This window comes from Pedobacter sp. AC163 (assembly GCF_979258665.1).
This window is the reverse complement of the sequence record NZ_OZ409872.1, coordinates 2,377,183-2,391,217: the sequence shown is the minus strand read 5'-3', so window position 1 is coordinate 2,391,217 and position 14,035 is coordinate 2,377,183. Positions and strand designations below refer to the sequence as shown.

Below are 14,035 nucleotides of genomic sequence, written 5' to 3'. Positions count from 1 at the left end.
TAAGGCTTGTTCTTGATATTGGCTCCCTCTGCTGGGCTCGAACCAGCGACCCTCTGATTAACAGTCAGATGCTCTAACCAGCTGAGCTAAGAAGGAATATTATTTTTTTTGTATTCAATTTGCCAAAATCCTTTGGCAATCATTTCATAAAAAATCCCCACATTGCTGTGAGGATTTTTGCTCCCTCTGCTGGGCTCGAACCAGCGACCCTCTGATTAACAGTCAGATGCTCTAACCAGCTGAGCTAAGAAGGAGTGCTGGTTGTTTCCTAAACGAGGTTCTTTGTGCTTTGCAGCTTATAAGGCCTTGTTCGTTTTGGGAATGCAATATTAGGGCTTTTAAATTATTTATGCAATATTTGCAGTGAAAAATTTTTAAAAAAATTCAAAATAAAATATATGAGCCTGATAATCATAGGTACTGTAGCTTTCGATGCTATTGAAACTCCATTTGGAAAAACAGATAAAATTGTTGGTGGCGCCGCAACGTACGCAAGTTTAGCTGCATCTTACTTCTATAATAAGGCAAAAATTGTTGCAGTAGTAGGTGATGACTTTCCACAATCTGATATAGATAGTTTCAAAGAACATGGTATTGATACCGAAGGCTTACAGGTAAAGGCGGGTGAAAAGTCGTTTTTCTGGTCTGGAAAATATCATAACGATATGAACAGCAGAGACACCTTAATTACTGAGCTGAACGTATTAGAAAATTTCGATCCAATTATTCCGGAGAGCTATCAGGATTGCGAATACTTGATGTTGGGCAATTTAACGCCACAAGTTCAGCAAACGGTAATCAAACGGTTAAAGAATCGCCCGAAATTAATCGTGATGGACACCATGAACTTTTGGATGGATATTATGATGGACGACTTGCTGGAAACCATTAAATTGGTCGATGTTTTAACCATTAATGATGCAGAAGCCCGTCAATTGTCTGGAGAATATTCTCTTGTTAAGGCTGCCAATAAAATTTTGGCTATGGGTCCAAAATACCTGATCATAAAAAAAGGAGAGCATGGCGCATTGTTATTCCATGAAGATCAGATTTTCTCTGCACCTGCATTACCATTGGCAGAAGTATTCGATCCAACAGGTGCGGGAGATACATTTGCTGGCGGGTTTATTGGCTATCTGGCTAAAGTTGGTACCATCAACTTCAACAATATGAAAAATGCTATTATTTATGGCTCTGCGCTTGCATCATTTTGTGTAGAAAAATTTGGTACCGAAAAATTATTGAATTTAACAGAAGAAGAAGTGGCAGCAAGAATACAACAGTTTGTGGAGCTGAGCGCATTTACCATCGAAGCTTAAGTTTCAAAGATCACTATTTAAAATTTGTTGCAGAAGCCTTTTCTTTAGAAGAGGCTTCTGTGTTTTAGTACTACTTCTATATCAAGAGCGAAGCGATTCGAGATACTTTTTAATAGATTAGCCTAAATGCATTTTTGGCATTGCGACTGAAAATTTATCACTTTTTATGAAAATTTTTCAGCTAAACTCGGGCAAAAAAGGTTTGGCATTTGTGTTGTTTAAGTTAGTCTGAGCATTTAGCTCAAGAGTTTAATTAATTATTTAGTTTTTTAATCATTAATAAATTTAAGGAGGAAAAACCTATGACACTGGTTAAATTTAATTCGGAAAACAACAAAAAGACCAATTCAATGCCGGCCTTTAACAATGTTTTTGATTCGATCTTTAACGATACGTTCTTCTCTGATCGAATAGTTACAAGAGTGCCTGCTGCAAATGTTAGCGAATCTGCAGATCACTTTCACATCGAACTTGCTGTGCCTGGCCTCGCCAAAGAAGATTTCAAACTGAAACTCGAAGGCGATGTTTTGTCAATCTCGGTAGAGCAAAGCCACCAAGATCAAAGGCAGGAAAGAAGTTATGCAAAGCGGGAGTATAGCTACAGCTCATTTGTGAGAAGCTTCACCTTACCAGAAAGTGCAAATGCGGATCAGATTCAGGCGAAATACGATAGCGGAATTTTAAATATTGATATTCCAAAAAGAGAAGAAGCCAAAATGGTTACCCGACAAATTGAAATCCAATAATTAGCATTTAATAATCAGTTTAGAGCTGCCTGTAATGGCGGCTCTTTTGTTTTGTTATGGAAACTAATTTCGAAATATCATTAAAGTTCAAACTGTGTAAAGGTATTGAAGAATACGGGTGCTTTCAGGTTGGTGCCAATGAGCTTTTTGCAAAGGAGTTGTTTAACATGTTGGAAGGAACCGAAGACATCACAAAAGAGTCTATTATGTTGATTGATTTTATTAAATGGGAGAAAGGCATCCCTTTTCCCATTAACGCCAAACATTGTACCTACGATCAACTCGCGACCAATGTGAAGTTGATCACAAGGGAATTGTTTAAGCAGCATCAGTTGGCTCATTGATTTAATTCTTTTATTCCATCAATACTCCATATGTTTGAGTATAAATTCAACAAAATGAAAATAATTAAACAATCCGCTTTGCTAGTGCTGTTGATGTTTTCCATCCTAACAGCTAAAGCGCAAACTGCTCTTGAAAAAACCGTTGCCGATTGGGAACGAGCCAAAACTTACACAAAAGAATATTTAGATGCCATGCCTGAAGGTTCTTTTTCTTTGAAACCTACGCCTCAAATGCGGTCTTTCGCCGATCAGTTTTTACACCTCGCTGATGCAAACTACGCATTCGCATCGGCAGCTACGGATGAAAAAAGTCCGATAGCGATGGGCGGTTTAGAGAAAGGCGCCGATAAATCTAAGGCAACGGTAACAAAAGATGTTTTAGCAAGCTACGACTTCGTCATTGCTGGTATTGAAAAAATGTCAGCCGAGAAGCTATCAGAAAAAGTAAAACTTTTTGGGAAATTCGAAATGACCCGGGAAGATGCACTTAATAAATGTTTTGAGCATCAAACGCATCACAGAGGACAAGGAACTGTTTACATTCGTTTGGCTGGTGCAACTCCGCCTGCCGAAAAGTTATTTTAGCATTAGAATGGGGCGAATAAATTGCCCCATTTCTTTTTACAATACTTTTGGAAATCATCACCTGTAAATACAATATGGCTCAGAAAAATAAGCTTGCAGAAATTAAAACAAAACCAACACAAGCCAGTGTGGATGAATTTATCAACAGCATCGACAATGAGCAAAAACGGGAAGACAGCTTTACTATTTTGCAAATGATGAAGGATGCCAGTGGTGAAGAGCCGGTATTGTGGAGCAGTGCGATTATAGGGTTTGGAAATAAACAAGTTACCAGTGCGGCAACGGGAAGAACAGTAAACTGGCTGCTGATTGGGTTTTCGCCACGTAAGGCAAATTTGTCGTTGTACCTCACTGTGAATTATGAAAAACATTCGGATCTGATGAAAGAACTTGGAAAGCACAAAACCGGAGCAGGTTGCCTTTACATTAATAAACTTGATGACATAAATTTGGATGTATTACGAAAGATTATAAAACTATCGCTCGATAATTTAGTTTAAGTATTCGGATTAATGTTGTACAGTATAATTCGCTCAATTCCGAAACGAATTTCTATTTTGCGGCATAATTATTAGATAGAAATGGCTTCAGGTTTTTTTGCAATTTTAGATGATATAGGTGCTTTAATGGATGATGTGGCGATGGCTAGCAAGTTGGCTACCCGAAAAACCGCAGGTATCTTGGGAGACGATTTAGCTGTTAACGCTGAAAAAGCAACGGGTTTCTTGGCATCGAGAGAAATTCCGGTGCTGTGGGCCATTACAAAAGGATCATTTTTGAATAAGCTGATTATTGTTCCAATTGCATTGTTGCTTCAGGCATTTTTTCCGGTTGCCATAAAAGTGATTTTGGTTTTAGGCGGCTTTTACTTAGCTTATGAAGGTGTAGAAAAAATTATTGAATTCTTTTTTCATCGCTCGAAGCCAGCACCCGTGGCTGCTGCTGAAGTTAGACAAGACGATGCTGAAGCAGAAAAGGCGAAGGTTAAATCGGCAGTATTAACCGATTTTATCCTTTCTATAGAAATCGTAATTATTGCGCTTGGAAGTGTGTTAGATAAATCATTGGCCATTCAAATTTTAACTGTATCTGTTGTGGCTATTTTAGCTACAATTGGTGTTTATGGCATTGTAGCTTTAATCGTCCGTATGGATGATGCTGGGCATAAATTGATAAAACGCTCCAACGATAAAGGTTTTTGGGCATCTCTGGGGCACTTTTTGGTTAAAGCTTTGCCGATTATTATAAAAACGTTAGCTGTAGTGGGTACCATTGCTTTAATTCTGGTTGCAGGAGGGATTTTTGTTCATAATATTGAATTTATGCACTATGTTCTGCCAAACCTTCAATCTACAATAAAAGAATTCGGAGCGGGGATAGTGGGTGGTTTAATTGCTGTTCCTGTAATGATGGTGGGCAAAAAGCTAATCGGTTTGTTCAGTAAAAAGCCAGCAGTTTCAAAATAATTCAAGCGTTTCTGCAACTCTGCAAGCTTCCAAGGCATTCGTCACGTTTAGTTTTTGAAAGATATTTTGGCGGTGGCGGTTGATCGTATTAATGCTCAGTGAAAGTTTATCTGCAATTTCCTTACTTCGTTTTCCGTGTTTAATCAGTTTTAAAATTTCCTGCTCCCTGCTGGAGAGTAGGTTGGAAAGATTCCTAATCTCGTTGTCAATCACTTTTCCGGTCTGCTTATTCACAATTAATCCACTTGGAATACTACATTCCGGGTGATCATATATTAGGTTGTAAAGACACAGCGCCAGCCAAACATTACCATCAGCAGCGTTTGCGATATAAATTAGGCGGTGCTTGAGCATCAGATATTTTCCCTCCGTGTTTTTTACTCTTAACCTGGTAATTACCTCATAATGCTGTCTTTCGTCCAGGCTAACGGACTGAATCATCCTAAAGAATTGAAATTCTAACTGGTATTTTTTAGTCAAATCTTCCGGATGAACTTTGCTTAATAGTTCGTCTTCCCAAATGGAATTGATTTCATCTTTTTGCTCGGAAAGGCCAAGGTCGTTAGCAATTGAATTATAAAAAAGATAACTTTTCCTGCTCTTCAAATCGCTTAATACGCTAATCCCGTTCTCAAGTTTACTGTACATTTCAGCAATTGCCTTAGCCTGCTCAATTTGTAAATTCTCGCTTGCATTACCTTTAAAGGTTTGCCCTAACAGTTTTATGTCAAGTAAATTTCTCATTGCTTCTCAAAGGTAATGGTTATTTTTTACCATTGAGCGATAGGGAAATCATAGATAGCTTTGAGCTTCTGATTGGCTAAACTCAGGTTTAGATACACCCTTAAAAATGATAAGATAAAGAATGAAAAAGATACTATTGGCCATCTGTATGTTGGTAAGCCTAAATAAATTACAAGCCCAAAATTTAAATAATATGCAATGGTTTAATGAGCCTGAAAAGTGGTCAGTGAAAGATAACAGCTTATTGATGCAGGTAACTCCTCAAAGCGATTATTGGCGCATTTCGCATTACGGGTTTACCGTAGATGATGCTCCGTTCTACTACGGCACCTATGGCGGTGAATTTGAAGTAAAAGTGAAATTAACGGGAGATTATAAAGCTCGTTTTGATCAGATGGGTTTAATGATTCGCATTGATCATCAAAATTATATCAAAACAGGAGTGGAGTTTGTAGATGGAAAGTTTAACGTGAGCACTGTAGTCACTCATCAAAAAAGCGACTGGAGTGTTTTACCGCTCGAAAAAGTGCCTCCATTTATTTGGGTTAAGGCAGTAAGAAGGCTTGATGCTGTTGAAATCTTTTACTCACTTGATGATAAAAATTATATCATGACGAGAAATGCACCATTACAAGATAACACCCCTGTTATGGTTGGATTAATGGCTGCCAGTCCGGATGGCAATGGTTTTGAAGCAAAATTTGAAGAGTTTAAGGTTAAACATTTACCAGACCAGCGGAGACTTGAATGGTTAAAAAATCATCAATAATTGTTGATGATAAACATTTGTTTACAGACCACCGCATAAGTTTAGAGTTGAAATTCAACGTCGTTTTGTATTAAAGATAGGTCCAATGTTTTGTTTGGTGCCATATCAGGATCATTTGTAGTACTTTCTTCTGGTCGCGTTCGAAAAGGATTTGCAAAGAAGGTTTGAAGCAAATCAACTCAGCAATATCATTTATTATTATCGATTTCAAGATAAAAGCTGATATTTGTAGCTTCAAAAAACAGCAATGAAACCCTACCTGCAGCTATTCGACTTCTCTAAAAAAATAAATTATAAAGCAGAGATTTTAGCGGGGCTCACTGTTGCGATGACGATGATTCCCGAATCTTTGTCGTTTGCTATTTTAGCAGGTTTCCCACCTTTAACAGGTTTGTATGCAGCCTTTATTATGGGGCTAGTTACCGCAGTTTTGGGCGGTAGGCCGGGCTTAGTATCAGGAGGGGCCGGAGCAACCGTAATTGTACTCATCGCTTTAATGAAAAGCCATGGCATAGAATATGTATTTGCTGCCGTTGCTTTTGCCGGAATAGTTCAGATTTTGGTTGGCCTTTTTAAACTTGGTAAATTTGTAAGACTCGTTCCTCAGCCTGTAATGTTTGGCTTTGTAAATGGGCTGGCCGTAATTATTTTTATGTCGCAGCTAGAGCAGTTTAAAACAATTGTAGGCGGCAACATTACTTGGTTAAGTGGGCCGGCACTTTACACCATGTTGGGTTTGGTGGCTCTAACGGTGCTTATTGTTATTGTTTTGCCAAAATTTACCAAAGCAGTTCCATCCTCGCTAGTCGCTATTATAGTTGTGTTTATTGTCGTTCTCGTTTTTAATATCGATACCAAACTGGTTAAAAATATTGCTTCAGTAAGCGGTGGTTTTCCCCCTTTTCACATTCCTAAAATCCCTTTTGATTTAGATACTTTAAAAATCATTTTTCCATATGGATTAATTATGGCTGGTGTAGGTTTAACGGAAGGTTTGCTCACTCTAAATTTGGTTGATGAAATTACAGAAACTAAAGGCAATGGAAACAGGGAAAGCATTGCCCAGGGAATTGCAAACATTACCAATGGCTTTTTTACAGGTATGGGTGGATGCCCGATGATTGCACAAACGCTTGTAAATTTATCTGCCGGAGCAAGAGCGAGACTGTCGGGCATTGTAGCAGCATTAACGATTTTACTTATTATTCTCATCGGTGCGCCGGTTATTGAGCGGGTGCCAATGGCGGCATTGGTTGGCGTGATGATGATGGTTGCCATAGGTACATTTGAATGGATGAGCTTTAAGGTGATCAATAAAATGCCCAGACAGGATATTTTTATAGGAATCTCTGTGGCTGTGATTACGATTTGGCTCCACAATTTAGCTTTGGCGGTATTAATTGGCGTTATTATTTCTGCTTTGGTATTTGCCTGGCAGAGTGCAAAAAGGATAAGGGCTAATCAATTTAAAGATGAAGGGGGTATTAAACATTATGAAATTTATGGTCCTTTATTTTTTGGTTCCGTAGCAAATTTTAACGAACTCTTTGAAGTGTCTAATGATCCTGAGTATGTAGTAATCGATTTTAAAGGCAGTAGAATTTATGATATGTCTGGTATTGATGCGTTAAACAAACTGACTGAAAAATACCGGAATGCCAATAAAAAACTTCATTTGCGGTTTTTAAGCGAAGATTGTAAACGGTTACTTAAGAATGCTGAAGATATTATTGAAGTCAACATCATCGATGATCCTCGTTATAAAATCGCTACGGAGAAATAATTAAAAATCGAATTCTAGCTGACTATTTTCCAGTTTTTCTTCAGCCATGTCATCATAAAATCGAGATAGCGTAATTCCCAGTAGTCTTATCTTTGCAAAGCCAATATTCGCCTCATTTAATAAGTTAATAGCTTCGGTATAAATGGTTTCCGCTTTATTAATTGAGGTGGGAAAAGACCTGCTTCTGGTAATAATTTTAAAGTCTTCAAACTTAATTTTTAAAGTAATAGTTTTGCCTTTTAGCTGATATTTTTCTAATCGCTTCGCTACCGTTTCGCTAATTTGTCGGAGTAGATCATGCATTACCGCATCTTCATTGGTATCTTCAGATAAAGTGTCTTCGGCTCCTACAGATTTTGTTTCCCGATTTGCTCTTACCGGACGGTCATCAATTCCCCTTACAATTTTATAATAGAATTTGCCCGATTTCCCGAATTGTGCGATTAGTTGCGCCTCACTTAGCTTTTTTAAATCAGCACCGGTATTGATTTGCATTGCTTTCATTTTGGCAGCCGTTACTTTACCTACGCCAAAAAACTTTTCGACAGGTAACTTCTCCATAAAAGCTTCAATTTTCGACGGCCCGATAAAGGTCAATCCATCTGGTTTGTTCATGTCTGAAGCAACCTTCGCCACAAATTTACTTACCGAAACACCCGCCGATGCGGTTAAATTCAATTCATTTTTTATGGCGTCTTTTATTGATTTTGCAATGTCGATAGCAGAGCCAATTCCTAGCTTGTCTTCGGTAACGTCCAAATAAGCTTCATCTAAAGATAAAGGCTCAATAATGTCGGTGTAGCGGCTAAATATCTCTCGAATGGCTTTGGATGCGGCTGCATAAGCATCAAAACGAGGAAACACAAAAATTGCAGTTGGACAAAGCTGGTAGGCTTTGCTGCAAGACATGGCGGATTTGATTCCGAACTGACGAGCTTCATAACTGGCAGTGGCAACAACGCCACGGCTGTCTGGCTTGCCGCCCACCACTATAGGCTTGCCTCTATATTCCGGAAAATCGCGTTGCTCTACGGAAGCATAGAATGCATCCATATCAATGTGGATTATCTTTCTTAAAAGAGGTAGATTTTGATCAGACATGTAATGCCTAAATTTCGGAAATTTAAACTTGATACCAGCATATTTCTGGAGCTTGTAACCTGGTAATTCTAGATCATCTTAAGGTATGACTTTAGTTCAACAGAAAGTCAACCTTGTTTAGCAACGAATCCATTTCAAATGGTTTTTCCATAAAATCGTTGGCGCCGGCATCCAAAGCAGATTGACGAATGTCTCTACTTGCTGAAATCATTAAAATAGGTATTTTTTGATATTGAGGATCACTTTTAAGCAATTTGCAAATGTCGCGGCCATCATGTCCGCTCATCCAAATATCCAACAGAATTAAGTCTGGTTTATTTTTAACGGCCTCGATAACTGCTCCACCATCGTAAGTAAATTCTACCTCATAACCCATTACTTCCAATATCATCGTCACTGCATCTACAATCCCTTCATCATCATCGGCGATGAGTATTTTCTTAGTTCCCATTGACGTAAATTTTTGCTATAGTGATTTATTTAAATGTGAGGATAAGGATGATAATTAGTATAGTATTAATACTGAATTAGCAGTTTTTGTTTTCAAAAATCGCAATTTATTTTGATATAGATTAGCCTGGTTATCGATAATTTAAGATTAGTTTATCTTCATCGTAACATATTAGTTTTTTATTGCTCAAATGTTTATATATGCTTATCAGAATAAGAAACTAGAAGTTTTGAGCAGTTTCATTTATCTATTTCGATATATTATAGATTATATTTACAACGAAAATTCAATTACATAGGTGAGTAGCCAAAATGGATAGCATTAATATTAAGAAGTTAGCTGAGGCTTTAAATTTATCTACTTCGACTATTTCTAGGGCGTTTAGAGATAATAGTGACATCAGCATTGCTACCAAAGAACGTATTTTAGCAAAAGCCAAAGAACTGAATTATCAACCCAACCATTACGCAAGTAATTTACGAGAGCAAAAAAGCAAAACCATTGCTGTGATTGTTCCTGAGCTGGCTAACAATTATTTCTCTCAGGCCATACATGGTATTGAACGGGTGGCCAGGGAAAACGGTTACCATATCTTAATTTATGTTACCGATGATGATTATAAAAAAGAAGTAAACTTTATTCGCCACTTACATAATGGCCGGGCAGATGGCATAGTGATGTCGGTTTCTGGTGAAGCCAACGATCACAATTACCTCAATAAATTCGGTGCGCAAAGGCTACCTCTGGTTTTCTTTGATCGAATTTATGAAGATATTGAAACGCCAAGAGTAATCACCAACGATTATAACAGTAGCTTTCTGGCTACAGAGCATTTAATTGAACAAGGTTGCAAACGGATTGCCTATTTGGTGGTAAACAAAAGTTTATCTATCGGAAAAACCAGGATGCAGGGCTATATTGATGCGCTTGCCAAATACCAAATTCCGTTTGAAGAAAATTTGATTGTAGATTGTAGCAACAGCTACGAAGAAAATAGTGTGATCATCAAAAATGCATTGCAGCAATTGCAACCAGATGGCGTTTTTACCTCGGTAGAGCGTTTAGCATTTGCTACCTACTATGCTTGTTACGATTTGAATATAAGTATCCCAAACGATATAAAAGTAATTAGCTTTTCTAGTCTGGAAATCGCACCATTACTAAACCCATCTTTAACAACTATTACACAACCTGCAACAGAAATAGGGGAGCAGGCGGCCAAGTTACTTTTCAAAATATTGGATGATAATCAGGATAAAAATCTCTTTTCCGAAGTTGTTTTGGAATCGAAAATTATCAAGAGAAATTCTACAGCAATTGGGGATAAAAAAGGCTAAAAAACAGGGTTTAATTTTGGCCTAAAAATTTGAAATTTTTTCTTCACTTAGTGTAAAATAAGCAGAATTCGGCACAATCTTCGGGAACGTTCCCGAAAACGACCAGTGTTTTTATCATTCATTTTCGGGAACGTTCCCGAAAAACCTCCTGAAAATAGCTTAGTGTAAAAAGTACACTAAAATTTATCAAATCAATTTTTTAAAATACTGATTTATAGGCTTTTAATATTTATATATCATTATAATTCATTCGCGTTTATTAATCGAAAATAAAATTTAGATTAAGTTTTCTCTTTGTTTTTTATCGCTTAAAATATATTTTTTAAATAAATTTTGAAATCTCATTAAGTGCTGTAAATTAGGCCTATGTGTAAATCACTATAATATTTAACCAAATTTATATACTTAAAAGAGCTTCGAATATGAAAGTATTTTACCTGTTAAAACAGGGGCTTTTAGTGCTGTTAGTTTTTTCAGCATTAATCGTAAAAGCACAAACCGGATCGGTATCCGGAAAGGTGCTTGATGAAACCGGCCAACCTTTACCCGGTGCTTCTATTGTTGTAAAAGGAACAACAAGAAGTACCTCAACCGATGTTAATGGTGTTTTTAAATTAGCAGGCTTAAACAATGGCGCTGTAACTTTATCTGCAAGCTTCATTGGCTATCAAACGCTTGATAAGCCAGTTACTCTTTCAGCTAACGGCACGGTTAATTTCCAATTAGTGCCCGATGCACAAAAACTGAATGAGGTTGTTGTAATCGGTTACGGTACTGCCGAAAAGAAAAACTTAACTGGTTCAATCACTACAGTAAGTTCAAAAGACTTCCAAAAGGGTGCAATTACTACACCAGAACAATTAATTCAAGGTAAAGTTGCTGGTGTGAATGTAATCTCAAACAGCGGTCAGCCTGGTGTTGGAAGTACAATTCGTATCCGTGGCGGGGCATCACTTAACGCCAGTAATGATCCGTTAGTGGTGATTGATGGAGTTCCATTCAGCGGAAACACAATCGACAATGCACCAAGTCCTTTATCATTAATTAATCCTAATGATATTGAAACATTTACAGTGTTAAAAGATGCAAATGCGACGGCTATTTATGGTTCAAGAGCATCAAATGGTGTTATTTTAATTACCACTAAAAAAGGTAGTGCTGGTGCTCCGGTAATTAATTTTAGTACCAACAATTCTATTGCGACAGTAATTAAAAATGTTGATGTACTTTCTGCAGATCAAGTTCGTGCTTATGTAAATGCCAATGGTAGTGCCTCTCAAAAAGCATTATTGGGCACTGCAAATACAAATTGGCAAGATGAAATTTATCAAAGAGCCTTTACAACTGATAACAATCTAAGTATTTCAGGTTCATTCAAGGGTGTTCCTTATCGTGTTTCTGCTGGATATTTAGATCAGGATGGATTGTTAATTACCGATAAACTTAAGCGTGGAACGGGTTCAATTACTTTGTCACCTAGATTGTTTAACGATCATTTAAAAATCGACTTGAACTTAAAAGGTTCATTAACTGATTCTCATTTTGCAAATGGTGGTGCAATTGCGAACGCCATTCAATTCGATCCAACGCAGCCTGTAAATGTGAATAACAGCTACGGCAATTACTACGAGTGGACACAAGGTACAGGTGCTGATATGGTTCCAAACCCAAATTCACCTCGTAACCCTGTTGGTTTAATTAGATTACAGGACAACAATGGCCATGCCGCCAGAAGTGTTGGTAATGTTAAGTTTGATTATTCTTTCCATTTCTTGCCAGAATTGCATGCCAACTTAAACTTAGGTTACGATGTATCTAAAGGTTATGGCTCAATCAGGGTCCCAACATTTGCTGCTCAAAGTGCTTCAACTCAAGGATCTTTCTCCCGGGCATTAAGAACAGGTAATGATAAATTTTCTGAGTTTTATTTAAACTATGCTCATACTGTAGAAAGCATTAAAAGTAGATTCGACGCAACTGCTGGTTATGGTTATTATGATATCTCAACTACAGGCTACAATTTTACAAATTATACAGGCACAGGTGTTCCACTTGTAACTCCAGTATTTCCTTTTTCTGTTGAAAGAAACAAGCTACTTTCCTACTACGGAAGGTTAGTTTATACTTTAGCTGATAAATATATTCTTTCTGGTACAATGAGAGCTGATGCATCTTCAAAATTTGCTGAAAACAATCGTTGGGGTTATTTCCCATCAGCAGGTTTTACCTGGAGAATTATTGGTGAAAATTTCTTAAAGGATAGCAAAGTAATATCTGATTTGAAACTAAGATTAAGTTATGGCGAAACGGGTAATAAAGATGGTATCGGTAACTACGATTACTTATCTAAATATTATGCTAATTCCAACACTGGTCAATACCAAATTGGCAACACTTTTTATAACTATTACGCACCTGCAGGTTATGATCCAGATTTGAAATGGGAATCAACTACCACCTATAATGCTGGTTTAGATTATGGTTTTTTACAAGGAAGATTGTATGGTAGTGTAGATGTTTACTACAAGAAAACCAAAGACTTATTAAGCACAGTAACTATACCTGTGGGAACAAACTTTAGCAATGTATTAACAACAAATGTTGGAAATATGGAAGTAAGAGGTGCTGAAGCTAGTTTAAACTTTGTAGCAATTAAATCTGACGACATCAATTGGGATTTTGGAATTAACGCTGCTTATAACAGAAGAAAGGTTACTAACCTAACTTTAAATCCAAATTCTGGTTTTAAAATCGATGCAGGAGATATTACTGGAGGTACTGGTGTTCACTTAAAATACAACGCAGTTAATCAAATTCCAGGTTCATATTTTGTTTACAAACAAGTTTATAATGCCAACGGAAAACCACTTGAAGGTGTTTTTGAAGATTTGAATGGTGATGGTGCAATTACACCAGATGATCAGTATTTTTATAAGTCGCCTAATCCTGATTTTACTTTTGGCTTTAATACTTCGTTTAGCTATAAAAAATGGACAATCAATACCGTGTTAAGAGCTAATATTGGTAATTATGTTTATGATAACGTGGCATCAAATTATGGTGTGAGATCTAATATTCTTACTTCGGTAGGTGTAATAAATAATGCAAGCACCGATTTGTTAAATACAGGTTTCACTGCTACGCAATTTCTAAGTGATTATTATATTAGAAACGCATCGTTTCTTAAAATGGATAATTTGGGGCTGGCATATAATGTTGGTAAATTATCTAAAAACGGAAATACCACAATGCGTATTTCAGCAAACTGCCAAAATGTTTTTGTCGTATCTCAGTACAAAGGGCTTGATCCAGAGTTAGTAACAGGTATTGATTATAATCTTTATCCTAGACCAAGAACATATACTTTAGGTTTAAACGTTGGCTTTTAAT

13 protein-coding genes and 2 tRNA genes are annotated in these 14,035 nt (G+C 37.1%); 10 read left to right on the top strand and 5 right to left on the bottom strand.

Features of this window, described 5'->3' with window-relative positions; genetic code table 11:
• Nucleotides 1–19: 19 nt before the first annotated feature.
• Together ACZZZK_RS10170 and ACZZZK_RS10165 are read right to left on the bottom strand one after the other, a co-directional pair.
• Nucleotides 20–96: transfer RNA gene (locus ACZZZK_RS10170), tRNA-Asn, on the bottom strand.
• A gap of 84 nt (nucleotides 97–180) precedes the next feature.
• Nucleotides 181–254: transfer RNA gene (locus ACZZZK_RS10165), tRNA-Asn, on the bottom strand.
• A 144-nt stretch (nucleotides 255–398) separates the two neighbouring features.
• Between ACZZZK_RS10165 and ACZZZK_RS10160 the strand changes: the two genes are divergently transcribed.
• The 6 genes from ACZZZK_RS10160 to ACZZZK_RS10135 all read left to right on the top strand — a co-directional run bounded on the left by ACZZZK_RS10160 (nucleotide 399) and on the right by ACZZZK_RS10135 (nucleotide 4,460).
• Nucleotides 399–1,319, top strand: coding sequence for a PfkB family carbohydrate kinase (locus ACZZZK_RS10160; protein WP_463484024.1), 921 nt, complete (start codon nucleotides 399–401; stop codon nucleotides 1,317–1,319).
• A 302-nt stretch (nucleotides 1,320–1,621) separates the two neighbouring features.
• Nucleotides 1,622–2,065: an Hsp20/alpha crystallin family protein gene (locus ACZZZK_RS10155; RefSeq protein WP_463484023.1), complete on the top strand. Its 444-nt coding sequence runs from the start codon at nucleotides 1,622–1,624 to the stop codon at nucleotides 2,063–2,065.
• Between the two features lie 56 nt (nucleotides 2,066–2,121).
• Nucleotides 2,122–2,409 (top strand): hypothetical protein, encoded by a 288-nt coding sequence (locus tag ACZZZK_RS10150; RefSeq protein ID WP_463484022.1) that lies wholly within the window; start codon nucleotides 2,122–2,124, stop codon nucleotides 2,407–2,409.
• A 54-nt stretch (nucleotides 2,410–2,463) separates the two neighbouring features.
• Nucleotides 2,464–2,994, top strand: coding sequence for a DinB family protein (locus ACZZZK_RS10145; protein WP_463484021.1), 531 nt, complete (start codon nucleotides 2,464–2,466; stop codon nucleotides 2,992–2,994).
• A 74-nt stretch (nucleotides 2,995–3,068) separates the two neighbouring features.
• On the top strand, nucleotides 3,069–3,494 hold the full coding sequence (locus ACZZZK_RS10140; protein ID WP_463484020.1) for a DUF1801 domain-containing protein: 426 nt from the start codon (nucleotides 3,069–3,071) through the stop codon (nucleotides 3,492–3,494).
• An 81-nt stretch (nucleotides 3,495–3,575) separates the two neighbouring features.
• Entirely contained in the window at nucleotides 3,576–4,460 is an 885-nt protein-coding gene (locus tag ACZZZK_RS10135) for a DUF808 domain-containing protein (RefSeq protein ID WP_463484019.1), read from the top strand.
• On the opposite strand, the gene ACZZZK_RS10130 is transcribed toward ACZZZK_RS10135, so the two are convergent.
• Complete coding sequence (locus ACZZZK_RS10130) at nucleotides 4,452–5,204, bottom strand: response regulator transcription factor (protein ID WP_463484018.1); 753 nt, start codon at nucleotides 5,202–5,204, stop codon at nucleotides 4,452–4,454. The two genes, ACZZZK_RS10135 and ACZZZK_RS10130, sit on opposite strands and share 9 nt — an antisense overlap.
• 121 nt (nucleotides 5,205–5,325) lie before the next feature.
• Between ACZZZK_RS10130 and ACZZZK_RS10125 the strand changes: the two genes are divergently transcribed.
• Both ACZZZK_RS10125 and ACZZZK_RS10120 read left to right on the top strand, forming a co-directional pair.
• Entirely contained in the window at nucleotides 5,326–5,973 is a 648-nt protein-coding gene (locus tag ACZZZK_RS10125) for a DUF1349 domain-containing protein (RefSeq protein WP_463484017.1), read from the top strand.
• Between the two features lie 247 nt (nucleotides 5,974–6,220).
• The gene (locus ACZZZK_RS10120) at nucleotides 6,221–7,756 is read left to right on the top strand and encodes a SulP family inorganic anion transporter (protein WP_463484016.1); all 1,536 of its coding nucleotides are present in this window, start codon (nucleotides 6,221–6,223) and stop codon (nucleotides 7,754–7,756) included.
• Here the strand turns inward: ACZZZK_RS10120 and dinB are convergent, their stop codons facing one another.
• Both dinB and ACZZZK_RS10110 read right to left on the bottom strand, forming a co-directional pair.
• A complete protein-coding gene (gene dinB / locus ACZZZK_RS10115) occupies nucleotides 7,757–8,857 on the bottom strand; it encodes a DNA polymerase IV (protein ID WP_463484015.1) in 1,101 nt (366 codons plus the stop codon). It lies immediately after the preceding gene.
• A 91-nt stretch (nucleotides 8,858–8,948) separates the two neighbouring features.
• Entirely contained in the window at nucleotides 8,949–9,308 is a 360-nt protein-coding gene (locus tag ACZZZK_RS10110; protein ID WP_463484014.1) for a response regulator, read from the bottom strand.
• A 311-nt stretch (nucleotides 9,309–9,619) separates the two neighbouring features.
• On the opposite strand from ACZZZK_RS10110, the gene ACZZZK_RS10105 reads away from it, so the two are divergent.
• Together ACZZZK_RS10105 and ACZZZK_RS10100 are read left to right on the top strand one after the other, a co-directional pair.
• Complete coding sequence (locus ACZZZK_RS10105; RefSeq protein WP_463484013.1) at nucleotides 9,620–10,645, top strand: LacI family DNA-binding transcriptional regulator; 1,026 nt, start codon at nucleotides 9,620–9,622, stop codon at nucleotides 10,643–10,645.
• A gap of 422 nt (nucleotides 10,646–11,067) precedes the next feature.
• The gene (locus ACZZZK_RS10100; protein ID WP_463484012.1) at nucleotides 11,068–14,034 is read left to right on the top strand and encodes a SusC/RagA family TonB-linked outer membrane protein; all 2,967 of its coding nucleotides are present in this window, start codon (nucleotides 11,068–11,070) and stop codon (nucleotides 14,032–14,034) included.
• Nucleotide 14,035: the final 1 nt, after the last annotated feature.

Excerpts from the sequence above, each read along its gene's own strand:
- ACZZZK_RS10150 (WP_463484022.1), top strand. The coding sequence starts at position 2,122 with ATGGAAACTAATTTCGAAATATCATTAAAGTTCAAACTGTGTAAAGGT.
- ACZZZK_RS10130 (WP_463484018.1), bottom strand. The coding sequence starts at position 5,204 with ATGAGAAATTTACTTGACATAAAACTGTTAGGGCAAACCTTTAAAGGT.
- ACZZZK_RS10105 (WP_463484013.1), top strand. The coding sequence starts at position 9,620 with ATGGATAGCATTAATATTAAGAAGTTAGCTGAGGCTTTAAATTTATCT.
- ACZZZK_RS10145 (WP_463484021.1), top strand. The coding sequence starts at position 2,464 with ATGAAAATAATTAAACAATCCGCTTTGCTAGTGCTGTTGATGTTTTCC.
- ACZZZK_RS10155 (WP_463484023.1), top strand. The coding sequence starts at position 1,622 with ATGACACTGGTTAAATTTAATTCGGAAAACAACAAAAAGACCAATTCA.
- dinB (WP_463484015.1), bottom strand. The coding sequence starts at position 8,857 with ATGTCTGATCAAAATCTACCTCTTTTAAGAAAGATAATCCACATTGAT.
- ACZZZK_RS10125 (WP_463484017.1), top strand. The coding sequence starts at position 5,326 with ATGAAAAAGATACTATTGGCCATCTGTATGTTGGTAAGCCTAAATAAA.
- ACZZZK_RS10120 (WP_463484016.1), top strand. The coding sequence starts at position 6,221 with ATGAAACCCTACCTGCAGCTATTCGACTTCTCTAAAAAAATAAATTAT.
- ACZZZK_RS10110 (WP_463484014.1), bottom strand. The coding sequence starts at position 9,308 with ATGGGAACTAAGAAAATACTCATCGCCGATGATGATGAAGGGATTGTA.
- ACZZZK_RS10140 (WP_463484020.1), top strand. The coding sequence starts at position 3,069 with ATGGCTCAGAAAAATAAGCTTGCAGAAATTAAAACAAAACCAACACAA.
- ACZZZK_RS10135 (WP_463484019.1), top strand. The coding sequence starts at position 3,576 with ATGGCTTCAGGTTTTTTTGCAATTTTAGATGATATAGGTGCTTTAATG.
- ACZZZK_RS10100 (WP_463484012.1), top strand. The coding sequence starts at position 11,068 with ATGAAAGTATTTTACCTGTTAAAACAGGGGCTTTTAGTGCTGTTAGTT.
- ACZZZK_RS10160 (WP_463484024.1), top strand. The coding sequence starts at position 399 with ATGAGCCTGATAATCATAGGTACTGTAGCTTTCGATGCTATTGAAACT.